Annotated in this window: 19 protein-coding genes; 8 read left to right on the top strand and 11 right to left on the bottom strand. The window is 72.2% G+C overall.

The window, feature by feature from the left end:
• Positions 1-24: 24 nt before the first annotated feature.
• Positions 25-2,169: a RecQ family ATP-dependent DNA helicase gene (locus C0R66_RS00385; RefSeq protein ID WP_101523007.1), complete on the top strand. Its 2,145-nt coding sequence runs from the start codon at positions 25-27 to the stop codon at positions 2,167-2,169.
• Positions 2,170-2,209: 40 nt separating this feature from the next.
• On the opposite strand, the gene C0R66_RS00390 is transcribed toward C0R66_RS00385, so the two are convergent.
• A complete protein-coding gene (locus C0R66_RS00390; RefSeq protein ID WP_101523008.1) occupies positions 2,210-2,731 on the bottom strand; it encodes a hypothetical protein in 522 nt (173 codons plus the stop codon).
• Positions 2,732-2,838: 107 nt separating this feature from the next.
• Between C0R66_RS00390 and C0R66_RS00395 the strand changes: the two genes are divergently transcribed.
• The gene (locus C0R66_RS00395; protein WP_101523009.1) at positions 2,839-3,339 is read left to right on the top strand and encodes a DivIVA domain-containing protein; all 501 of its coding nucleotides are present in this window, start codon (positions 2,839-2,841) and stop codon (positions 3,337-3,339) included.
• A gap of 57 nt (positions 3,340-3,396) precedes the next feature.
• Here the strand turns inward: C0R66_RS00395 and C0R66_RS00400 are convergent, their stop codons facing one another.
• A complete protein-coding gene (locus tag C0R66_RS00400) occupies positions 3,397-4,968 on the bottom strand; it encodes a DHA2 family efflux MFS transporter permease subunit (protein ID WP_101523010.1) in 1,572 nt (523 codons plus the stop codon).
• Positions 4,969-5,019: 51 nt separating this feature from the next.
• Positions 5,020-5,517: a glutathione peroxidase gene (locus C0R66_RS00405; RefSeq protein WP_101523011.1), complete on the bottom strand. Its 498-nt coding sequence runs from the start codon at positions 5,515-5,517 to the stop codon at positions 5,020-5,022.
• 86 nt (positions 5,518-5,603) lie between these two features.
• On the opposite strand from C0R66_RS00405, the gene C0R66_RS00410 reads away from it, so the two are divergent.
• From C0R66_RS00410 to C0R66_RS00430, 5 genes are all read left to right on the top strand, one after another.
• Complete coding sequence (locus tag C0R66_RS00410) at positions 5,604-8,387, top strand: DEAD/DEAH box helicase (RefSeq protein WP_101523012.1); 2,784 nt, start codon at positions 5,604-5,606, stop codon at positions 8,385-8,387.
• On the top strand, positions 8,384-9,100 hold the full coding sequence (locus C0R66_RS00415) for an SWIM zinc finger family protein (protein ID WP_101523013.1): 717 nt from the start codon (positions 8,384-8,386) through the stop codon (positions 9,098-9,100). Before C0R66_RS00410 ends, C0R66_RS00415 begins: the two co-directional genes overlap by 4 nt.
• 46 nt (positions 9,101-9,146) lie before the next feature.
• On the top strand, positions 9,147-9,716 hold the full coding sequence (locus C0R66_RS00420; RefSeq protein WP_101523014.1) for an SACE_7040 family transcriptional regulator: 570 nt from the start codon (positions 9,147-9,149) through the stop codon (positions 9,714-9,716).
• A gap of 74 nt (positions 9,717-9,790) precedes the next feature.
• The gene (locus C0R66_RS00425; RefSeq protein WP_101523015.1) at positions 9,791-10,744 is read left to right on the top strand and encodes a Gfo/Idh/MocA family protein; all 954 of its coding nucleotides are present in this window, start codon (positions 9,791-9,793) and stop codon (positions 10,742-10,744) included.
• Positions 10,737-12,212, top strand: a complete 1,476-nt coding sequence (locus C0R66_RS00430) for a hypothetical protein (protein WP_101523016.1) — start codon at positions 10,737-10,739, stop codon at positions 12,210-12,212. The genes C0R66_RS00425 and C0R66_RS00430 overlap by 8 nt, the downstream gene beginning before the upstream one ends.
• 12 nt (positions 12,213-12,224) lie before the next feature.
• Here C0R66_RS00430 and C0R66_RS19790 read toward each other — a convergent pair whose 3' ends face one another.
• The 8 genes from C0R66_RS19790 to C0R66_RS00470 all read right to left on the bottom strand — a co-directional run bounded on the left by C0R66_RS19790 (position 12,225) and on the right by C0R66_RS00470 (position 21,145).
• On the bottom strand, positions 12,225-12,698 hold the full coding sequence (locus tag C0R66_RS19790) for an acyltransferase (RefSeq protein ID WP_101523017.1): 474 nt from the start codon (positions 12,696-12,698) through the stop codon (positions 12,225-12,227).
• Between the two features lie 3 nt (positions 12,699-12,701).
• Positions 12,702-13,625, bottom strand: coding sequence for an NAD-dependent epimerase/dehydratase family protein (locus C0R66_RS00440; protein ID WP_101523018.1), 924 nt, complete (start codon positions 13,623-13,625; stop codon positions 12,702-12,704).
• A 42-nt stretch (positions 13,626-13,667) separates the two neighbouring features.
• Entirely contained in the window at positions 13,668-14,828 is a 1,161-nt protein-coding gene (locus C0R66_RS00445) for a DegT/DnrJ/EryC1/StrS family aminotransferase (protein ID WP_101523019.1), read from the bottom strand.
• Positions 14,825-16,033, bottom strand: a complete 1,209-nt coding sequence (locus tag C0R66_RS00450) for a glycosyltransferase family 4 protein (RefSeq protein WP_158647802.1) — start codon at positions 16,031-16,033, stop codon at positions 14,825-14,827. Before C0R66_RS00450 ends, C0R66_RS00445 begins: the two co-directional genes overlap by 4 nt.
• A gap of 10 nt (positions 16,034-16,043) precedes the next feature.
• On the bottom strand, positions 16,044-17,600 hold the full coding sequence (locus C0R66_RS00455; protein ID WP_101523021.1) for a DUF2142 domain-containing protein: 1,557 nt from the start codon (positions 17,598-17,600) through the stop codon (positions 16,044-16,046).
• On the bottom strand, positions 17,593-18,699 hold the full coding sequence (locus tag C0R66_RS00460) for a DegT/DnrJ/EryC1/StrS family aminotransferase (protein ID WP_101523022.1): 1,107 nt from the start codon (positions 18,697-18,699) through the stop codon (positions 17,593-17,595). Before C0R66_RS00460 ends, C0R66_RS00455 begins: the two co-directional genes overlap by 8 nt.
• A 51-nt stretch (positions 18,700-18,750) precedes the next feature.
• Entirely contained in the window at positions 18,751-20,358 is a 1,608-nt protein-coding gene (locus tag C0R66_RS00465; RefSeq protein ID WP_101523023.1) for a DUF2142 domain-containing protein, read from the bottom strand.
• A gap of 61 nt (positions 20,359-20,419) precedes the next feature.
• Positions 20,420-21,145: an LbetaH domain-containing protein gene (locus C0R66_RS00470; protein ID WP_101523024.1), complete on the bottom strand. Its 726-nt coding sequence runs from the start codon at positions 21,143-21,145 to the stop codon at positions 20,420-20,422.
• Between the two features lie 75 nt (positions 21,146-21,220).
• Here C0R66_RS00470 and C0R66_RS00475 point away from each other — a divergent pair, with 75 nt between their 5' ends.
• Entirely contained in the window at positions 21,221-22,816 is a 1,596-nt protein-coding gene (locus C0R66_RS00475) for a carboxyl transferase domain-containing protein (RefSeq protein WP_101523025.1), read from the top strand.
• Positions 22,817-22,820 lie beyond the last annotated feature (4 nt).

The following is a 22,820-nucleotide window of genomic DNA, read 5'->3' on the forward strand; positions in this document are numbered from 1 at the left end:
GGCGGTGGTTGATAGACAGGGGTCATGACTTCCCCCGCCAGCAGCACCGCGAGCTCCGCGACCGACGACGTACGCCGGGAGCAGCGGGCCGCCGCCGAGGCGCACCTGCGCTCCCTGGTCGGCAGCGACGACGCGGTCCTGCGCGAGGACCAGTGGTCGGCGATCGAGGCGCTGGCGGTCGACCGGCGCCGTGCGCTGGTGGTGCAGCGGACCGGCTGGGGCAAGTCGGCGGTCTACTTCGTCGCCACCCTGCTGCTCCGGGCCCAGGGGGCCGGGCCGACGGTGATCGTCTCCCCGCTGCTCGCTCTGATGCGCAACCAGATCGCCGCCGCCCAGCGCGCCGGGATCCGGGCGGTCACCATCAACTCCACCAACATCGACCAGTGGCAGCCGATCCACGACGCCATCCACGCCGGCGAGGTCGACGTGCTGCTGGTGAGCCCCGAGCGGCTCAACAACCCCGGCTTCCGCGACGAGGTGCTGCCCCGGCTGGCTGCCAGCGCCGGCCTGCTGGTGATCGACGAGGCGCACTGCATCTCCGACTGGGGGCACGACTTCCGCCCGGACTACCGCCGGATCCGGACCCTGCTCGGGGAGCTGCCCGACGGGATCCCGGTGCTGGCCACCACCGCGACCGCCAACGCCCGGGTCACCTCCGACGTCGCCGAGCAGATGGGCACCGACGTGCTGGTGCTGCGCGGCACCCTGGACCGCGAGTCGTTGCGGCTGGGCGTGGTGCGGCTCAAGACCGCCGAGCAGCGCCTGGCCTGGCTCGCCGACCACCTCGCCGAGCAGCCGGGCTCGGGCATCGTCTACTGCCTCACCGTCGCCGCCACCCAGGAGATCGCGGACTACCTGCGCTCCCGGGGCCACCAGGTCGCGGCGTACTCGGGGCAGACCGAGGCCGGGGAGCGGCAAGCGCTGGAGGAGGACCTGGTCAACGGCCGGGTCAAGGCGCTGATCGCCACCAGCGCCCTCGGGATGGGCTTCGACGCCCGGCTCGGGTTCGTGGTCAACATGGGGGCGCCCGCCTCCCCGGTGGCCTACTACCAGCAGGTGGGCCGTGCCGGGCGTGGCACCGACGAGGCGACTGTGGTGCTCCTGCCCGCCATCGAGGACCGCGACATCTGGGCCTACTTCTCCTCCCTCGCCTTCCCCCGCCAGGAGCTGGTCCAGCAGACCCTCGACGTGCTGGCCGGCTCGCCGAAGCCGATGAGCACCGCGTCCCTGGAGACCTACGTCGAGCTCAACCGGACCCGCCTGGAGCAGATGCTCAAGGTGCTCGACGTCGACGGCGCGGTACGCCGGGTCCAGGGCGGGTGGACCTCGACGGGCCAGCCCTGGGACTACGACGCCGAGCGCTACGCCCGGGTCGCAGCCGCCCGGGAGCGCGAGCAGCAGGCGATGCTGGACTACATCACCACGGAGAAGTGCCGGATGTGGTTCCTGCGCGACCAGCTCGACGACCCGGACAACACCGAGCACTGCGGGCGCTGCGACAACTGCGGCGGGCTCACCCTGTCCACCCAGCTCTCCGAGCAGTCCGTCGAGGCCGCCCACGAGCGGCTGGCGCGGCCGGGCGTGGTCATCGAGCCGCGCAAGATGTGGCCCAGCGGGCTGTCCAACCTCGGCGTCGACCTCAAGGGCAAGATCAGCGAGCCGGCCAGCGAGGGACGGGCCGTCAACCGGCTCACCGACCTCGGCTACGGCCAGCAGCTGCGCGAGCTCTTCCGGGCCACCACCGAGCCGGACGGCACCCAGACGGTGGTGGACGGCCCGGTCCCCGTCCCGCTGGTCCAGGCCGTGGTGGAGGTGCTCAACGACTGGAAGCCCCGGGTCGCCGGCATCGTGTACGTCGAGTCGGCGCGGCGTCCCACTCTGACCCGGGACCTGGCCGACGGCCTCTCCCGCTACCTCAAGGTGCCGGTGGTGGGATCGTTCGCCATCGTCGACCCCGACGTGCCGCCCGGCAAGGGAGCCATGAACTCCGCCCAGCGGGTGGCCGCGGTCGGCCGGCGCAGCGCTCTGACCGGCGAGATGCCTGAGGGCCCGGTGCTGCTGGTCGACGACCTGGTGGTCACCGGCTGGACCCTGACCCTGGCCGCCCGGGCGATCCGGGCGGCCGGGGCGAGCGACGTGCTGCCGCTGACGCTGGCGCTCAACGCCTGAGCGCACCGCCGGCCCGGATCACCGGGCCGGCGGTGGTCGGTCAGCTGGCGGCCGCGCAGACCAGGTTCACGACCAGACGATCGGTCGCCTCGGGGGTGGTCCCGCGCGCGACCACCGAGGCGTTGTCCTTGAACTCGACCTGGGACGGCCCGCCCCACGAGACCTCCCAGTAGCTGGTGGCCCCCATGACCTTCTTGCCAGCCGGGCAGGACACCGTCAGCTCGGCCTTGTTGTCGGTCGCACCCTTGCTCAGCTTCACCAGCTCGTAGCCCGACACGCCGGGCGCACCCGGCGCACCGGCCGAGCCCCGGACACCGGCCGGTCCGGCGGGGCCAGCCGGACCGGGGGTGGTGCCCAGCTTGGCGATCGCGCCCTTGGCCAGGTCCTTCTTCTTCAGCGACCCGTCCTTGATGTCGGCCGAGGTCACGGAGTTGTTCTTGATGTCCTTGCCGGTGATGACCAGGGCGGCGGTTGCGCCACTGGTCGCCGTGGCGACCAGCAGCCCGCCGGCAATCAGCACCGTGGGAACGCTGCGACGGGGGGAGAAGGAGGAGCGAGACATCGGCGAGTCCTTTGCGGTTGAAGAAAGTTCCGCCATTGAAGCGTCTGGCTCAGCCGTTCAGCGACCGTCTCAGATTTTGCTTTCGCCCCTCAGGAGAGGATCACCACATGAGCGCACCCTTCGACGACACCAACCCCGACCTGCAGGTGGCGGCGCAGGTCAACGCAGCCCTGTTCCCCGTGACTCGGTTCCGCGTGGGTTACGACATGCAGGAGGTCGACCGGTTCCTTGCGCGCATCGGCGAAGACCTGACCTCCGGCGATCCCCGGATCCAGGCCCAGGAAGTGGCGGACAAGAGGTTCAAGCCCGTTCGGATGCGGGACGGGTACGGCGTGAACGAAGTCGACGACCTGCTCGACCAGGTGGCGAACCACCTGCGCTTCATGGGTCGAGCCGAGGCGGCCGTCGCGGCCCGCGCGACGGCCGAGGTCGCGCACCCCGCCGGTGCCCACCCCGCCGAGTGGGACCGTCCATCACTCTTGACCGTCGATCCGCAGACGGGGGTGACGGCGCAGATGTCGTGGCCCAGGCGCGCGCTCCTGCTCGTCATCGCCCTCGGCGTCGTCTTCGCAACCGTCTACGGCGTCACCTCAGGCCTCGGTGGCTAGCCGGCCGCCGCAGGCCTGGCGGCTACCGGCCCCCGCGAGCCTCGCCTCAGACGGGGCTCAGTGACCCATCATCGCGGTCGGGTCGACCGGCTCCTCGGGGGGCTTGCGCGGCAGGAAGAACGCCGGGATCAGCACGCAGCCGACCAGGATCGTGCCGACCACGAAGACCGTGGCGAAGCTGTCGGCCAGGTCCGGCAGGGCCACCGGGGCGATGGCGTCCAGCTGCGCCTTGAGCTCGGCTGCCTTGTCTCCGGTGGCCTGGGAGAGCATCCCCTTCAGGCCCAGGTAGGCGCCGGCGGAGTCGCTGGACTTGATCTGGTTGGTGAGCACCACCGAGAAGAGCGCCGTGCCCATCGAGGCGGCGACCTGCTGGGTGATGTTCATCAGGGTCGAGCCGCGGGCGATGTTGTGGTCGCTGAGCGTCTGCAGCGCCGAGCTCATGATCGGCATCATCGTGGCGCCCATGCCCAGGCCCATCACGAAGAGCGAGCCGAGCAGGAAGGCGTAGGAGGTGTCCGCCTCGAGCTGGGTGAACATCGCCATCCCGATGGTGATCAGCGTGATGCCGACCATCACGATCTTGCCGGGCCCGCGCTTGTCGGCCATCAGGCCGGCGATGGGCATGGTGATCATCGCGCCGATGCCCTGAGGGGCGAGCAGCAGACCGGCGTGGAGGGCGTCCTCGCCTCGGACCTGCTGGAAGTAGAGCGGGAAGAGCAGCGAGGCACCGAAGAAGGCCATGGCGAAGAGCGCCATCGCGATCACGGCCACGGTCATCTTGCGGTTGGCGAACAGGCGCAGCTCGACCAGCGGGTGGGCGTTGCGTCGGTTCAGCGCCCACGGCACGAAGGCGGCCACGAGCAGGATCCCGACGATGGTGGGGATGGCGACCTCGCGGGCGAAGAAGGTGCCGTGCTCGGGGATCGAGGAGACGCCGTACAGGAAGGCGGCCAGGCCGGGGGAGAGCAGCAGCATCCCGAGCCAGTCGAAGGTCTCCGAGGGCTCGACGTTGTCCTTGGGCAGCACCACGAGGGCGTAGATGAAGGCGATGGCGCCGATCGGCAGGTTGATCAGGAAGATCCAGTGCCAGGAGGCGGCCTCGATCAGGTAGCCGCCGACGATGGGACCGAAGATCGGACCCAGCAGCATCGGGATGCCCAGCACGGCCATCACCCGGCCGATGCGGTGCGGCCCGGCGGCGCGGGTCAGGATCGTCATGCCCAGCGGCATCAGCATGCCGCCGCCGAGGCCCTGGAGCACCCGGAAGATGACCAGCGTCTGCAGCGAGTCAGCCAGTGCGCAGAGCACCGAGCCGAGGGTGAAGAGCCCCACGGCGAGCAGGTAGAGGCGTTTGGTGCCGAAGCGGTCCGCGGCCCAGCCGGTCAGTGGGATCACCGAGGCCAGGGCCAGGGTGTAGCCGGTCATCGTCCAGGCGACCTCGGCAGAGGTGGCCTCGAACTCGTTCTGGAAGGTCTCCAGCGCCACCGAGACGACGGTGATGTCGAGGATCGACATGATGGCGCCTAGGACGACGACGCCGGCGACGAGCAGGACGCTCTTGTCGAGCTTGTCGTCACCGGGCGGGGTGGGGGGAAGGCCAGGGCTCGCTGACTCGGTCTTGATGCTCACCGGTGCAGGCTAGAGGTTGCCGGCGACAACCACACAATGGTTATGCAGAGCTCAGGGAGTGTTCCCGATCACGCTCTCGACCGCCGCGACCAGGGCCGGGTCGTCGGGCTCGGTCGTCGGGCTGAACCGGGCCACCGGTCGCCCCTGGGCGTCGAGGAGGAACTTCTCGAAGTTCCACTGCACGTCGCCGGTGTGCCCCTTCTCGTCGGAGAGCTCCACGAGCTCGGCGAGCACCGAGTGCCGGCCGTCCCCGTTGACCTCGATCTTCTCCGACATCGGGAACGTCACGCCGTACGTCGCGGAGCAGAACTCCGCGATCTCGTCGGCGCTGCCGGGCTCCTGGCCCATGAACTGGTTGCAGGGCAGGCCCACGACGGTGAACCCGCGGTCGGCGTACTCCTCGTGGAGCGCCTCGAGCTTGGCGTACTGCGGGGTGAGGCCGCACTTGCTGGCCACGTTGACCAGCAGGGCACCGCGGCCGCCGGTGAGGTCGCGCAAGGTGCCGGGGGTGCCGTCCAGGCGGGCCAGGGACGCGTCGAGGATGCTCATGGCCTCATTGTGGCGGTCGGCACAAGCGCTGAGGCCCCAGTCGCGGTGTTGCCAGCGGTGTCGGGTGCAGCGGCTAGCGTCGAGGGGTGAGCTTCATACCGACCACCGGCCCCGCCGTCTTCCACGCGGCGGAGCCACCCCGGCAGGGCGTGGTGGAGTTCACCGGGGCACGGAGCGTGCGGCTGCCGATCACCGCGGCGCTCCCGGTCCTGGCCAAGGCCCACAAGGACCAGGCGGTCCATCCCAGCGTCGCGCTGCTCGCCGGGGCGGCCCACCTCGGCCTGCGGCTGGTCGCCGACGGCCGCTTCGAGCCGCACCCCACCCAGCCCTGGTGGCAGGTCGCCCCCCTCGGTGACGCCGACCGGGACCGGGTCGAGCAGCTCGCCCGCGCCCGGGCGTACGGCGACCTCGACCCGGCGGGCGCCGAGGGCGTGGTGCGCAAGGTGCTCGAGGCCGTCGTCGACGCCATGCCGCGGCGGCCCCCCACCCGGCCGGTGGCGGTGCCCGACTACACCGACCGGCTCTCGGACCGGATCCAGCGGCTCAAGCAGGTGGCCGCCGGCGACGACCAGCCCCAGCTGGTGAGCCTCTCGCTGCGCGTGGAGGCCGACGAGGACGAGCTGTACGCCGGCGAGCTGCGGGTCGTCCCGCAGGTGCACGCGGAGAGCAACGCCACCCACGTGGCCGACGCCGCCGAGCTCTGGCTGGAGTCGGGGGTGGGCGCGGGCCACGGGTTCGGCGACCGGGCGCGGACCCACGCCACGCTGGCGCTGCGGCAGGCTGCCGACGCCTGGCCGGTGCTCGACCGCCTGCTGGAGCTGCGGGTCCCGGACCGGATCACCCTGGGCAGCGACGAGGTGACCGACCTCCTCGAGCACGGCCTGGCCGACCTGCACGCCGTCGGGGTCGACGTGCACTGGCCACGTGAGCTGGGCCGCGACCTCACCAGCCGGGCCGTCCTGGACCGCTCGCGCAAGAAGGGTCCCTCGCCCGACGCGCCCCTGCAGAGCGGGATGCTCGGGGCGGCCGACCTCTTCGCGTTCCGCTGGCAGGTCTCGCTGCACGGTGACCCGCTCACCGAGGAGGAGATGGCACGGCTGGCCGCGGCGGCGAGCCCGGTGGTGCGCCTGCGGGACAGCTGGGTGGTCGTCGACCCGGAGGTCGCCAAGCGGGCGCGCAAACGACTGATCCGCACGGTCAAGCCCGCGCAGGCGGTGGCCGCCGCGCTGACCGGGGTGGTCGAGGTCGAGGAGACCCCGGACGTCGAGGTCGTGGTGGGGGCCTCGCTGCTGAAGGTGCGCGACCAGCTCAGGGCTGCCGCCACCCGGGAACCGGTCCCGGTGCCGGCCGGGCTGGCCGCCACCCTGCGCGACTACCAGCGCCAGGGCCTGACCTGGCTGGCCGAGCTGACCGGGCTGGGGCTCGGCGCGTGCCTGGCCGACGACATGGGCCTGGGCAAGACGGTCACCCTGATCGCGCTGCACCTGCACCGGGCCGAGGAGCGCCGCGCGGCCGGCGAGGCGTGCGGGGCGACGCTGGTCGTCTGCCCCGCGTCGCTGCTGGGCAACTGGGAGGCCGAGATCCACCGCTTCGCCCCCGGCGTCCCGGTACGGCGCTTCCACGGCGGCACCCGCTCGCTCCAGGGCCTGGCCCGCGCACCCCAGGAGCCGGGTCAGGAGCCGGATCACGAGGCTGAGCCGGCGCTGCTGGACGACGCGGCGCTCACCGACCCGGTCACCGAGGGCGGCTTCGTGCTCACCACCTACGGGACGCTGCGCAACGACGCCGAGACGCTGGCAGGCGTCGACTGGGACCTGGTGGTCGCCGACGAGGCCCAGCACGTCAAGAACGCCCGCTCCTCCACCGCCAAGGCGCTGCGCAGCGTGGGGAGCCGGGCGCGGGTGGCGCTCACCGGCACCCCGGTGGAGAACGACCTCACCGAGCTCTGGGCGATCCTGGACTGGGTGATCCCGGGGCTGCTGGGCAGTCGGCTGGCCTTCCGCCGAGCCTGGGCGGCCCCGATCGAGGCCGGGGTGGACCCCGAGATCACCCAGCGCTTCGCCGACCTGATCAGCCCCTTCCTGATGCGTCGGCGCAAGTCCGACCCCGGCATCGCCCCGGAGCTGCCGCCCAAGACCGAGACCGACCACCTGCTCGGTCTCACCCGCGAGCAGGCGGTGCTCTACGAGAGCTTCGTGCGGGACCGGATGGAGCGCATCGAGCGCTCCGAGCCCGAGGCCCGCCGCGGGCTGGTGCTGGCGATGCTCACCGGCCTGAAGCAGATCTGCAACCACCCGGCCCACTTCCTCAAGCAGACCAACCCCACCCTGGTGGGGCGCTCGGAGAAGATCGACCTGCTCGACGAGCTGCTGGGCACGGTGCTGGCCGAGGACGGAGCGGCGCTGATCTTCACCCAGTACGTCGCGATGGCGCGGCTGCTGGAGCTGCACCTGACCCGGGCCGGGCTTCCGCACCAGTTTCTGCACGGCGGTACGCCGGTGGCTGAGCGCGAGGCCATGGTCCGCCGCTTCCAGGCCGGTCCGGAGGACCCTGACAGCGTCCCGGTCTTCCTGCTCTCCCTCAAGGCCGGTGGCACCGGGCTCAACCTCACCCGGGCCGACCACGTCATCCACCTCGACCGCTGGTGGAACCCGGCGGTGGAGGAGCAGGCCACCGACCGGGCCTACCGGATCGGGCAGACCCGGCCCGTGCAGGTGCACCGGATGATCACCGAGGGCACGGTCGAGCAGCGGATCGCCGCCCTGCTGGAGCGCAAGCGCGGCCTGGCCGACTCGGTGCTGGCCGGCGGCGAGGCCGCCCTCACCGAGCTCAGCAACGACGAGCTGCGCGACCTCGTGACGCTGCGATGAACGTCAGCTATCCGCAGCTGGAGCCGCGCCGTGGCTCGGGCGGCAGCACCTGGTGGGGCAAGGCCTGGACCCGCAGCCTGGAGGAGGCGGCGTACGGCGAGGAGGAGCTCAAGCAAGGTCGGCGACTGGCCCGCAACGGCGCCGTGGGGGCGATCACCGTCTCCTCGGGCGGCTACCTGGCGGCGGTCCAGGACCGCGGGGACGCCTGGACGGTGACCGGCACGGTCGAGCCGCTGGACGAGACCAGCCGGCACCTCTTCGCCGAGGTCGTTGCCGGGAGCTCGGGGCGGGTGGCGTCGCTGCTGCGCGGGGACCTCCCGCTCCCGCTGGTGGAGGACTGCGAGGAGGTGGGCGTCGAGCTGGTCCCGTACGCCGGCGAGCTGGGCTGGACGTGCACCTGCGCGCACTGGGTGGACCCCTGTCCGCACGGGGTGGCGGTGGCGGTCCAGGTGGGGTGGCTGCTCCAGGCCGACGCCCTGGTGCTGCTGCACCTGCGGGGGGTGGCGCGCGAGGAGCTGCTGGCCGCCGTGCACGCGCTGGCCACCAGCGGCCCCGACGTGCAGACCGACGCGGACGCGGACGTGGATACCGACGTGGAGACGGACGTGGAGACGGACGTGGAGACCGGGGTCGACGCGGCGCTGCGGGCCGGTGCCCTGCTCGACCAGTGGAAGCAGCCGCTCGACCAGTGGGCGCAGCCGCCCAGCGCGTGACCGGCGTACGCCCGGCTGCGTGGCCGCACGCCGCTAATCTGTGGACGTGACCCGCCGCGAGCAGATCCTGGAGACCGCCGCGGACCTCTTCGCCGCCCGCGGCTTCCACGGCGTCTCGGTGGCCGAGCTGGGCGCGGCCTGCGGCATCAGCGGTCCCGCCCTCTACAAGCACTTCCCGTCCAAGGACGCGATGCTCGCCGAGATGCTGGTGCGGATCAGCGAGGAGCTGCTGGCGGTGGGCCGTGAGCGGGTGGCCAGCGCCGACACGCCCGAGGCCGCGCTGACCGCGCTGGTCGGATGGCACACCGACTTCGCGCTGCGTCACCGCTCGCTCATCGTGGTCCAGGACCGGGACTGGGAGTCGCTCCCGGCGGCGGCGCGCGAGCAGGTGCGTGCCCTCCAGCGCGAGTACGTCGGCCTGTGGGCCGCGCAGCTGCGGCGGGCCTACCCCGACCTCTCACCCGAGCGGGCTCGCGCCGCGGCGCACGCCGCGTTCGGGCTGCTCAACTCCACCCCGCACAGCGCGCTGCTGCCGGACGAGGGGATGCGCGAGCTGTTGAGCTCGATGGCGCTCGCCGCGCTCGGGATCTCGCCCTCGCCTGACGGTGTGACGTAGTCGAGGCTGACGTCTAGGCTCACGTCTCGGCTCCGGCCGTGCCAGAACTTCCGCTACCCAGAACGGTGCACCTCGTGACGCAGCTCCGCGTGGCCCTCGTCGGATCCGGTTCGATGGGCCTCAACCATGCCCGCACGATCGCCGCCGGGCCGGACACCGAGCTCGCCTTCGTCGTCGACCCCTCGGAGGAGAACGGCCTGCCCGTCGCCCAGGAGTACGGCGCGCGCTGGGTCTCCGGTCTGGACCAGATCGGGGACGTCGACGCCGCGGTGATCGCGGCCTCCACCGAGCACCACTACGACCTGGCGCTGCCGATCATCAAGGCGCGGCTGCCGTTGCTCATCGAGAAGCCGGTCTGTCCCTCCCTGGCGCAGTCCGACGAGGTGGTGACCGCCTCCCGGGAGGCCGGCACGGTGCTGATGTGCGGCCTGCTGGAGCGCTTCAACCCGGCCGTCGTGGTGGCGATGAAGATGATGGAGCAGCCGCTCTACATCCGCGCCGAGCGGCACTCGCCGTACGCCGCCCGGATCCGCACCGGCGTCGCCTGGGACCTGCTGGTCCACGACGTCGACCTGGTGGTGCGCGCCTTCGGCGGCGACCACCCCGAGCGGGCCGAGATGCAGGTGGGCCACTTCCACCCCGACTCCGTCACGGGCGCCGAGGACGTGGTCGAGGCGTCGCTGCGCTTCGCCTCCGGCGGGATTGCTTCGGTCTCGGCGAGCCGGCTCGGGCAGCGCAAGGTCCGCTCCATGGTGATCCAGGAGATCGACCGGCTGATCGAGGTCGACCTGCTGCGCCGCGGCGTCACCTCCTACCGGCACTCCTCGGTGGCCGGCGACCCCGGGCGCGACGGCTTCCGGCAGATGACCGAGATGGAGGTGCCGGAGGTGATCGGCGCCGAGCCGCTGGCCAGCCAGCTGGCGCACTTCGTCGGCCTGGTCCGCGGCGAGCACGACCCCGACCTCGAGCGCGACTCGATCCTCCCGGCACACCGGGTCGTCGACCAGGTGCTGGCGACCCGTGGCTGAGGCGCGCCGCTCGCGCCGCGGCCCGCTGGGCTGGGCCACCGAGCTGATCGCCGCGGCCCTGCTGGTGCTGATGGCGGTCTCGCTGTCCACCATCGCCCTGGACGGACGCCCGCTGTCGGCCGTCGACGAGCCCACGCACTTCGACAACGTGATCCAGCTCCAGCACGACACCTACCCGCACCGCGGTTCCCTCTACACCCAGCGCACCGTCAACGAGTGGGCCTGCGGCGTGGGCCACGAGGTCGGCCCGCTCGGCAAGGAGTGCGGGGACCCGAAGCTGGGTCCCGAGCTGCTGCCGATGACCAAGTACACGACCGGCTACATCCACTACCCGACGTACTTCGTGGCGCTGATGGCCGGCACCAAGGTGGTGCACGCGGTCGATCCGAAGGTGCCGCTGATCGGGGCGCTGCGCCTCTCCTCGACGGTGATCCTGCTCGCCGGCGTGGTCGCCTGCTGGCTGCTGGCCACCTCGCTGGGCATGGGAGGCGCCCGCAAGCTCGCGGTCACCTTCGCCCCGGTGGCCGCGCCCGGGATCCTGACCTACGGTCCGATGGTCAACCCGGGGTCGGCCGCCACGCTGTGCGGGGCGCTGGTCGCGCTCGGCGGGTTCGCCTGGATGCGCTCGCGCCGGTGGTTCTGGGGCTACCTCGCGGCCGCCCTGCTGGCCAGCTGCGTCGCTGCGACCGCCTCGCTGACGGTCGGGGTGTTCGCGATCGTCTCCGGGGTGACCTGGATCGCCGGGTTGCTGGGGGTCCGCACGATGCGGGACTGGCAGGTCCGGTGGTGGCACCTGCTGCTCCAGGCGGTGGTCTTCCTGGGCCCCGTCCTGGTCTGGGAGCAGGTCATCAGCGCGCGGGCGACCGTCCCGGACTCGGTGGTCTACGCCGTGGTCGCGGTGGCCTCCACCACCGCGCTGATCAGCGGAGCGCTGGCCGAGCTGACCACCCTGCACAGCCCCTGGACCGACGTGGGGGCCCTGGGGGAGACCGACGGGGACCTTCTCGGCACCTACGTCCGCGCGCTCGGCTACGGGCTCCCGTCGCTGATCACGGTGCTGGTCTTCGGCACCCTCGCCCTGGCGGCCCTCGGCGCCTTCGGCCGGGTACGCCGTCACCTGGCCGACACGCCCGCTCCCGACGCGCCCGCTCCCGACGCGCCGGCCGATGCGCCGGCTCCCGACGGAGCCCGGGCCCGCCTGGCCCGGCATTGGCCGACCTGGCTCACCGGCGACCGGCTGGTGGTCGTCGCCCTGCTCTTCGTGGTGTTCGTGTTCCCGCCCGCGCTGCGGCTCTCGAACGCGGCCAACTTCGGGCTGGACTACGCCATCGTGCCCCGCTACCTGATCTCCCTGGCGCCCATCGCGGTGCTGCTGGCCGTGCGCCAGGTCCGGGGCTCAGGGGTGCCGCGGGTGCTGGCACTGATCTCCATGACCACCATCGTCGGGGTCTGCCTGACCGCCTGGTGAGGCCCCGTCGGGCTAGGGCTGGTCCCCGGGGCCGGTGACGAACCTGGGGGCCGCCCCGTCGGCCAGCTCCACAAGCCCGATGACCCGGGCGGGCACGCCGCCGACGATCGTGCGGGGCGGCACGTCGCCGGTCACCACCGCGCCGGCCGCGACCACCGCCTCGTCACCGATGGTGACGCCCATGTTGATGATGGCGCCGGCGCCCACGAAGACCCGGTCCCCGATGGTCACGGGAGCTCGCTCGACCTCGGCGAACGATCGGCCGCTGACGCAGCGCTTCGCCGAGGAGTGGGTGTAGATCTGCGCGCCGGAGGAGATGTCGCACCCGGCGCCGATCCGCAGCCCCCCGGAGCCGTCGATCACGGTGAAGGCGCCGATCCAGGTGCCCTCTCCGACGACCGGCTCGCCGACCACCCACGCGTGCGCGTTCCACGGGTTGGGGGGCAGCGAGCCCGGCCCCGCCTGGCCCGACGCCTGGCCGGACATGGCTCAGCCGGCCGAGCGGATCAGGTCGATCATGCCCTGGCGCACCTCGATCGTCGGCTCGAAGCCGAGGACCTCACGGCCGCGGGTGGTGTCCGCGGCGCGACGCGAGGCGATCACGTCGCGCTCGTTGAAGATCGGCTTCACGTCGGCGTTCACGGCCTCGATGAGGATGTCCGCGAGCTCCGCGATCGTGGTGTCGATGCCGGTGCCGATGTTGACCGGCACGTTGTCGGTCTCGCAGTCCAGGGCCAGCACCACCGAGCGGGCGATGTCGTGGACGTGGATGAAGTCCATCGACTGCTCGCCCTTGCCGTCGATGACCGGCGGCTCGCCGTTGCGGATCCGGTTGACGAAGTGGTTGATCACCGAGGTGTAGTAGGCGGTGGTCTTCTGCCCGGGGCCGTAGACGTTGAAGAAGCGCAGCGCGATCCAGGACAGGTCGGCGCGGCGCTGGTAGAAGCCGAGCAGGTCCTCCCCGGCGCGCTTGGAGATGCAGTACGGCGTCTGCGGGGAGAGCCGGTCGTCCTCGTGCATCGGCAGCCGCTCCGGGTCGCCGTACACCGAGGCGGACGAGCAGTAGACGAGCCGGTCCACGCCGTGGTCCGCCGCGGCCGCGAAGACGTTGTGGTTGCCGATCATGTTGATGTCCATCGACTCGTACGGGTCGGACTGGCTCTTGTTGATCGAGACCGCGGCGGCGTGGATGACCTTGGAGCAGCCCTTCATCGCCTGGTGCACGGCGCCGCCGTAGCGCACGTCCTGGTCGATCAGCTCGACGTCGCTGCCGAAGCCGGCCACGGCCTCACGGTCACCGCGGAACATGTTGTCGAAGATCCGGACCTTGTAGTCCTTCTCCAGCAGCATGGGGACGACGTGCAGGCCGATGAAGCCGGCGCCGCCGGTGAAGAAGACGGTTTCCTTGGACATCGAAGATGTTCCTTTCCAGAGGTGGAGCAGAGCGGGGCGAGGTCAGCGACGCACGGCGGCCGAGGAGACGACCTCACGCAGTGTTGCAGCCACGTGGGACACGTCGTCCTGGTCGAGGTTGGCGTGCATGGGGATGGCGAGGTGCCGCTCGAACAGGTCGGCCGAGACGGGGCACTCCTCGCGCGAGCCGTAGACGGGCTGCACGTGGGAGGCGTAGGTGCCGAAGTTGCAGCCCACGCCGCGCTCGCGCAGCGCCAGCGCCACCGCGCCCCGGTCCAGGGCCGGGTCGATCGCGATGACGTAGGACTGCCAGGTGTGGGTGCGGTCGGGCAGGGCCACCGGCAGCGCCACCTGCTGGAGGTCGCCGAGCTGGTCGGCGTACCAGCCGGCGGCGCGGGAGCGGGCGGCCAGCAGGTCCGGGAGCCGGCGCAGCTGGACCCGCATGATGGCCGCGGAGACGTCGGAGAGCCGGTAGTTGTAGCCGGCGACGTCGAAGCTGGGGACCGGCAAGGTGGCCGCTCCCTCGCGGGTGATCGCCGGGGCGATGCCGTAGGTGTGCAGCTTGCGTGCGGTGTCCATCCGGGCCGCGTCGCTCCCGACCAGCGCGCCGCCCTCACCGGCGGTGATGCCCTTGCGGCCGTGGAAGCTGAAGGCGGCGAGGTCGGCCAGGCTGCCCGCGGGGCGGCCCTGGTAGGTCGCGCCCGTGGCGCAGGCTGCGTCCTCCATCAGCCACAGCCCGTGCCGGTCGGCGATGGCGCGCAGCTCGGCGTAGTCGGCCGGCTGCCCGAACGGGTCCACGGCCAGGATGCCGACGGTGCGCTCGGTGATCCGGGCCTCCACGCTGGCCGGGTCGGCCGACCAGATGTCGGGGCGGACGTCGGCGAAGACGGGGGTGGCGCCGGTCCACAGCACCGCGTGCCCGGTGGCCGGGAAGGTGTAGTCGGCGACCACCACCTCGTCGCCGGGGCTTGTGCCGAGCACCTGCAGGCCCAGGTGCAGCGCCGATCCGCAGTTGCTGGTGGCCAGGGCGTGGGAGGTGCCCACGGCGACGGCCAGCTCGGACTCCAGCGCCAGGCACGACGGCCCGGCTCCCGAGAGCCAGCCGGAGGCGAACACCTCGGCGACGGCGGCGAGCTCCGGCTCGCCGACCGTGGGCTCGCCCAGGGCTACGGTGCGCAGCGGGGCGCTGGTCGCGTCGGTCATGCGGAGGGTCCTTCCTCGCTCTCGGTGATCCCGGCCAGGTCAGCCAGCGTCTCCAGGTGCTGGTCCAGGACCCGCTCCAGGGTGAAGTGCCGGTCGAAGACCTCGCGACCGCGGGCGCCGACCAGGCGTGCCGCGTCCGGGTCGTCGAGCACCCGCAGCAGCCGCTCCGACAGTCCGACGACGTCGTGGCGCTCGCACAGGTGGATGTCGTGCCCGTCCTTCAGTGCCACCCCGGGGAAGTTGTCCTCCCGGCCCCAGCCGACCACCGGCACGCCGGCGGCCATCGCCTCCAGCGTGGCGGTGCCGAGGCCGTCGCCCTGCTCGTGGGCCTCCACGTCGGCGGCGGCGAGCAGGTGCGGGATCGTCGACTTCTCCATGGCGCCCAGCGAGCGGACCGCGTGGCTGATGCCGAGCTCCTCGGCCTTGGCCAGGAACAGGTCGTAGTAGACGCGCCCGACCACGGCGAGCACGGCGTCGGGGTGGCGGGCCAGCACGGCCGGCATCGCCTCCACCAGGCCGATCCGGTCCCGCAGTGGGATCACGTGCCCCACCGAGAGGATCAGCGGTACGTCGTCGGCGAGCCCGAGCATGGCGCGGCCGGTATCCCGGGAGCCGCCGCGGACCCACTCGCCGTTGACCCCGACCGGGATCGGGACCAAGTCGCGGAAGCCGTGCGGGTAGCGATGGCGGATGTAGTCGTCCATGTAGCGGTCCATCACCACGATGCGGGGCTGGTAGCGCCGCAGTCGGGGGTTGACCAGCGTGGCGTCCAGGCCCCGGAAGGCGCGGCGGTAGTGCGCGGAGGGGTTCTCCAGCCGGGTGTGGATGCTGAGCAGGGTGGGCACCCCGCGGCGCCGGGCGTAGGCGCCGGTGGCCCAGGTGAGGTCCATCATCTGGCCGTGCTGGTGGATGGCGTCGGGCGCGAAGTCGTCCAGCAGCGCCGCCAGCCGGCGGCGCAGGGAGGGCCGGGTGGCGAAGGAGAGGTCGAAGCTGACCGCCAGCTTGCTCTCGGGGAGCATCACCGCCGGCAGCCGCACGATCCGCAGGCCGTCGCGCTCCTCGTACGCCGGGGCGTCGGCGTAGGCGGCGGTCACCACGAGCACGTCGTGGCCGCGTGCGGCGTACCCCTTGGCGAGGGCTTCGGAGAGGTGCGAGCTGCCACCGACCCGGGGTGGGAAGAAGTTGTTGACGACAGCGATGCGCACCGGCCGGAATCTACCTGCTCGGCGCCACGGCGGGCACATCGTCCGGGATCGGCGTGGCGCTGCGGCGCAGCGCGAGGAGGTGCCCCGCCCAGGCGGCGGCCAGCAGTGCGGCCAGCACGGCGGTCAGCAGCTCGCCGGGGAGTGGCGGGTCCCAGGGCCCGTCGAACAGGGAGTCGCCCTCGGTGCCGGAGACGTTGCGGCGCAGCAGGTGCAGGAACGCCCGCAGCTGGCCGACCGCCAGGATCGCGATGGCCACCGACCAGGCGATCCCGAGGCGCCGGCGCAGCCAGGCCCGGTCGCCGTCGAGCCGCTCGGAGGCCAGGAACAGCGCGAACACGGGCACCATCACCGTCACCGGCAGGGTGTAGCGGCCCTGCCACACGCCGCCCGTGGTGTTCCACTGGTAGGCCTGCAGCAGGATCGGCGCCGCGTAGGTCGCCAGCCCCAGGGCCACCACCACCAGCACCTCGCGGCGGGTCAGCAGCACCAGCGCGGTGGACAGCACGAAGATCGTGGTCCACGCGATCACCGTGAACTGCTCCGGCGGCAGGGTCAGCTCCAGCCAGCCGAAGCTGCCCACCTGCTGCACCAGCGTGGTGCTGTCGATCCACTGCTTGGCCTCCATCAGCCGCTGCGGCCAGGACAGGTCGAACTTGTCCTCGGCCTGGATGGAGAGCAGCTCGGCGTGGTTGGTCCACCACAGGTCGAAGACCGCGCCGGCCGCCGGCAGGAAGGCCCACGGCAGGTTCCGCCGGGTCAGCACCGCCCGCCAGGTGCGCCGCCGGGCCAGCGCCACGAACGCCGCCGCCCAGATCAGCACCCAGAACGGGGCGAGCATCCGGATCGTGACCATCACGGTGGCCGCGAGCATGGCGCGGCGGAACATCGCGGCGCCCAGCCAGCTGTCGGGGTCCCGCCAGAAGGCCAGGCCGCAGGCGGCCAGGGCGATGCCGGCGGTGATCTCGGTGATGTTGGGGTTCACCGCCCCGCCCAGGTACATCACCATCGGCGTCAGGGTCAGTCCCACGCCGGTCAGCGCGACCCCGGGGCGCCGCATGGTCAGCGCGGCGCTGATCGCGAAGGCGACGAAGAGCGCGGCCAGGGCGGCGGCGGCCACGCGCTCGGCGTAGACGGCGTACTGCTGGGGGACCAGGTTCGAGGGCCACCCGGTCGCGAGGTAGTAGGTGGGCATGTTGCGCCCCGCCGGGTTGGTGAACTCCACCAGCGTCTCGGAGTCGGTCGGGAACGTCATGCACGAGGCGGGCACCTCGGGCTGGAACACCATGCAGCTGAAGCTCGAGGCGCTCTGCACCAGGCCCTCGGGGACGTCCATCACCGCGTTGGAGGTGACGCCCGAGGCGAAGACGTCGGTGAGCTCGGGCTCGAGGTTGCCGTGGCCCACGTGCCAGGCCATCAGGTCGTGCGCCGGCGCGTCCGGGGTGCTCCACAGCGGCGTGGCCACCGACCACGCCATGAAGCAGCCGAAGACCCAGACCCAGGCGACCAGCGTGGTGACCAGCAGCCGGGTGCGGGTCCAGGGGTGACGCGGCCGGTCGGCCTCAGGCACCGGCCCGGACCACCGCGTTGACGCCGGTCACGATGCGCTCAAGGTCGCCGTCGGTGAGCGAGGGGTGCACGGGGAGGCTGATCACCTCGGCCGCGGCCCGCTCGGTCTCCGGCAGGTGCAGGTCGCCGGCGTGCGGGGCGAGCGAGGCCAGCCGGTGGTTGGGGATCGGGTAGTAGACCCCGGAGCCGACCTGGTGCTCCTCGCGCAGCGCCGCGACGATCCGGTCGCGCTCGCTCGCGCCGCCGGCGACCCGGATCGTGTACTGGTGGTAGACGTGCGTGGCGTGCTCGTGCACGGTCGGCACCTGCACGCCCGTCAGGTGCTCGTCGAGGTACGCCGCGTTGGCCCGGCGCTGCTCGGTCCAGCCCTCGACCTTCCTCAGCTGGACCCGACCGATGGCGGCGTGGATGTCGGTCATCCGGGCGTTGAAGCCGACCACCTCGTTGGCGTACTGCCGCTCCATGCCCTGGTTGCGCAGCAGGCGCAGGGCCCGGGCGATCTCGTCGGTGGCACACGAGACCATCCCGCCCTCGCCCGAGGTCATGTTCTTGGTGGGGTAGAGGCTGAACATCGCGAAGTCGCCGAAGGTGCCCACCGGCGCCCCGCGCCAGGTGGCCGCGTGCGCCTGCGCGGCGTCCTCGAAGATCGCGATCCCGGTCTCCCGGGCCAGGGCGGCGAAGGCGTCCATGTCGGCCGGGTGGCCGTAGAGGTGCACCGGCATGACGCCCTTGGTGCGCTCGGTGACCGCGGCCTTGACGCTCTCGGGGTCCAGGCAGAAGGTGACCGGGTCGATGTCGGCGAACACCGGGGTGGCGCCGGTGAGGGCGACGGAGTTGCCGGTGGCGGCGAAGGTGAACGACGGCACGATGACCTCGTCGCCGGGGCCGATGCCTGCGGCCAGCAGGCCCAGGTGCAGCCCGGAGGTGCCGGAGTTGACGGCCACGCAGGTGCGCCCGGCGGTGAGCCGGGTGGCGAACTCGTCCTCGAAGGCGGCGACCTCGGGGCCCTGGGCGATCATGCCGGAGCGCATCACGCGGTCCACGGCTTCACGCTCGTCGTCGCCGATGATCGGCTTGGCCGCGGGGATGAATGCAGTCATGGGGGGGTCCTGGCTCGTCTGCCCAGGCGTGTCACTTTGTGGTGCTCGGTGTCACTCGCTGGGACGGTTGTCGTCCGCCCGAGGGCGGGAGGCCCGAGGCACCTTACCGGCAGTCGTCACCGCCCGCTCCCGGTGACAGCCGATCCCGAAGGCCAGCCAGGCGACCACCAGCAGCAGCACCAGCGTCAGGACCAGGGCCTCGGCCGGCACCACGGGGCTCCATCGCTCCTCGGCGGAGGCCCGCCCGTCGAGGCCCTCGATGTTGCGGCGCAGCTGGAGTCGCAGGGCGGACACGTGGACCCAGGCGACGATGACCATCGCCAGCGGCAGCACCGTGCTGAAGCGCCGCGCCAGGTCCGCCACCCGGGGTGCCTGCAGCCGGTCGGCGGCCAGCACCAGGGTGATGATCGGGATCATCACGCTCAGCGGCAGCGTGTAGCGCCCCTGCCAGACGCCGCCGTTGGTGTTCCACTGTGCTGCCTGCAGCACGATCGGCACCAGGTAGGCCGCGACGAGCAGCCAGGCGGTGACCAGCGCCTCGCGTCCCGGCAGGAACACCCAGGCGACCGCCACCAGGAAGACGACGGTCAGGGCGTAGTAGTAGTAGGTGGAGCCGGGAAGCACGGTGTCGAGCCAGCCGAAGACGCCGACCTGCGTGGACACCGATCCGACCCGGTCGATGTTCTCCTTGCTGGCCCAGAACGCCTGGGCGAGACTCAAGGAGTGCTTCGGCTCGTCCTGGTAGTCGGTGAGGGCCGCGGTGTAGGTCCAGACCACGTTGAAGACCGCCCCCAGGAACGGGACGGCCGCCCACGCGAGGCCGCGGCGGGTCAGGACCTTGCGCCACGCGCGCCGGTCCGCCACCAGGGCGAAGGCCACCACCCAGACGAGCACCCACACGGGGGCCAGCAGCCGGATCGTGACCATCACGCCCGCCGCGATCATGGCGCGGCGGTACATCACCGCCCCCAGCCAGGTGTTGGGCTCTCGCAGGAAGACCACCGAGGTGGCGGCCAGCGCCATCGCCGCGGTGATCTCGAGCGAGTTGGGGTTGATCGCGCCGCCCAGGTACATCGCCATCGGGGTCAGTGCCACCGCCACCCCGGCCAGGGCCGTCATCGGCCGGGCGCGGGTCCAGGCCGCCGACGCGGCCCACGCCACGAAGAGCGCGGCGATCGCTGCCGCTGCCACCCGCATCGCGTACAGGGCGGCCACGCCGTCGACCAGGGTGGAGGGCCACCCCGTGGCCAGGTAGTACGTCGGGAAGTTCCGCCCCGCCGGGTTGACGAAGTCCACCAGGTCCGCGTCGTCCCCGGGGCTGACCATGCACCCGGCCGCCGTGCGGCGCTCCTGGGCGTAGCAGCCGACGGTCTCCGCGCTGCGCACCAGACCCTCCGGGGCGGGGGTGACGGCGTTGGAGGTGACCCCGGAGTTGAGGACCTCCGTCGGATCGGGCAGCAGGTGCCCGTGGCCCACGTGCCAGGCCATCAGGTCGTGCGCCGGAGCGTCGGGGGAGGACCAGAACGGGGTGGCCAGCGACCAGGTCAGGAAGCAGGCGAAGACCCACACCCAGACGACGAGCGTGCGCAGCAGGAGCGTGCGGCGCTGCGGCGCGGGACTCTCGGGGTCCGCAGGTCCCCACCTGGCGATCGACAGCACCTGCGGAGGTTAGTGAGTCGCTGGTGGTCGCGTCGGCGTTCGTCCAAAAGGGAGCGGGGCGTCACTCCGCCCGGGCCGGGGCTGCGCCGTCGCGGCGCTCCACCCACTGCGCGAGCGCGCTCCGCACGTCGTCGGGGACCCGGTCCAGGTCGCGGTCCCCGCCCAGGGCCACCGCGGCGATGGCGTCGTGGTCGGCCGCGGCTACGCCGAGGAGGTCCAGGCGGTAGGTGTTGAGCCGGGTGGGCCGCGCGGGCACCCCCAGGCTGACGGCGTACGGCGGGAGGTCGGCGCGGACGGCCGACTGCATGCCGACCATCGCCCCGGCCCCGATCCAGGCCCGCTGGTGCACCACGGTGCCCAGGCCCAGGTTGGCGCCGTCGCCGACGGTGACGTGGCCGGCGAGCACCGCGGTGTGGGCCAGGGTGACGCCGTTGCCGAGGGTGCAGTCGTGGCTCACGTGCGCCTTGCCCATCAGGAACGCGTCGTCGCCGACCCGGGTCTCGTGCGCCCAGCCCTGGGTGACGGAACTGAACTCCTTGAACACGTTGCGCGACCCGATCACCACGCCGGTGTCCCGGGTGGGCTCCTCCCAGCCGGGGTCCAGGTGGTGGCCGCGCACGTCGGCGGCGGCCCCGATCGAGACGTGCGGGGAGAAGAAGTTGTCGTCCCCGATCCGCACCGGGCCCGAGATCACGACGTACGGGCCGATGGTGTTGCCCTGGCCGAGCTCGACCTCGGGGCCGAGGATCGCGGTGGGGTGGATGCGGTTCGCGGTGCCGGCTGCCATGGGCCGAAGCCTGCCACGCGGCTCGGTCCCCGGGGTTCGGTCGACGCGCTGGTTAATGATCGCTAACCTAGTCCCATGACCCTGCACGACCTGACCGCGGAGCTGCGCGAGCGCCTGACCCTGGTCCGCCAGGGCGGCTCGGCCAGCGCCCGCACCAAGCACACCGACCGCGGCAAGCTGCTGGTCCGCGACCGGGTCGACCGTCTCCTCGACCCCGGCAGCCCGTTCCTGGAGCTGGCGCCGCTGGCCGCCTGGGGGATGTACGGCCGAGACGGCGAGCAGAACGCGGTCCCGTCGGCCGGCGTGGTCACCGGCATCGGCCGGGTGAGCGGCCGCGAGGTGATGGTGGTCGCCAACGACGCCACCGTGAAGGGCGGCACCTACTACCCGCTGACGGTCAAGAAGCACCTGCGCGCCCAGGCCGTGGCGCTGGAGAACAACCTGCCCTGTCTCTACCTCGTCGACTCCGGCGGCGCCTTCCTGCCCATGCAGGACGAGGTCTTCCCCGACCGCGAGCACTTCGGCCGGATCTTCTTCAACCAGGCCCAGATGTCGGCCCGCGGCATCCCGCAGATCGCCAGTGTGATGGGCTCCTGCACCGCCGGCGGTGCCTACGTCCCGGCAATGTCGGACGAGACGGTGATCGTCCGCGAGCAGGGCACGATCTTCCTGGGCGGTCCGCCCCTGGTGAAGGCCGCCACCGGCGAGATCGTGACCGCCGAGGAGCTGGGGGGCGGCGACGTGCACGCCCGCACCTCCGGGGTGGTCGACCACCTCGCCGAGGACGACGCCCACGCGCTGGCGATCGTCCGCTCCATCGTCGACACCCTGCCGACCACCGTCGGGTACGGCGCCGCGGGCGGCGCGCCCGGGCGACCGGCGTACGACCTGCGCGAGCCGGAGGAGCCGCTGGAGGACCCCGGCACCCTGGCCGACGTGGTCCCCGCCGACACCCGCACCCCGTACGACGTGCGCGAGGTGATCCGCCGGATCGTCGACGGCAGCCGGATGCACGAGTTCAAGAAGCTCTACGGCGAGACCCTGGTCTGCGGCTTCGCCCACATCCAGGGACACCCGGTCGGGATCATCGCCAACAACGGGATCCTGTTCAGCGAGTCCGCGCTCAAGGGCGCCCACTTCATCGAGCTGTGCAACGCCCGCGGCATCCCCCTGGTCTTCCTGCAGAACATCACCGGCTTCATGGTCGGCCGGGAGTACGAGAACCGCGGCATCGCCCGCGACGGCGCCAAGCTGGTCACCGCGGTCGCCACCAGCGTGGTGCCCAAGTTCACCGTGGTGATCGGCGGCTCCTTCGGCGCCGGCAACTACGGCATGTGCGGCCGGGCCTACGACCCGCGCTTCCTGTGGATGTGGCCCAACGCCCGGATCTCGGTGATGGGCGGCGAGCAGGCGGCCTCCGTGCTGGCCACCGTCCGCCGCGACGGCCTGGAGGCGCGGGGCGAGCAGTGGAGCGCCGAGGACGAGGAGTCCTTCAAGGCCCCGCTGCGCGACCAGTACGAGACCCAGGGGTCGCCGTACTACTCCACCGCGCGCCTGTGGGACGACGGCATCATCGACCCCGCCGACACCCGCCGGGTGCTGGCCATGGGCCTGGCGGTGGCCGCGCACGCACCCACGCCGGCCCCCAACTACGGCATCTTCCGGATGTGATGGG

It is taken from the genome of Nocardioides houyundeii (assembly GCF_002865585.1).
GTDB lineage: Bacteria > Actinomycetota > Actinomycetes > Propionibacteriales > Nocardioidaceae > Nocardioides > Nocardioides houyundeii.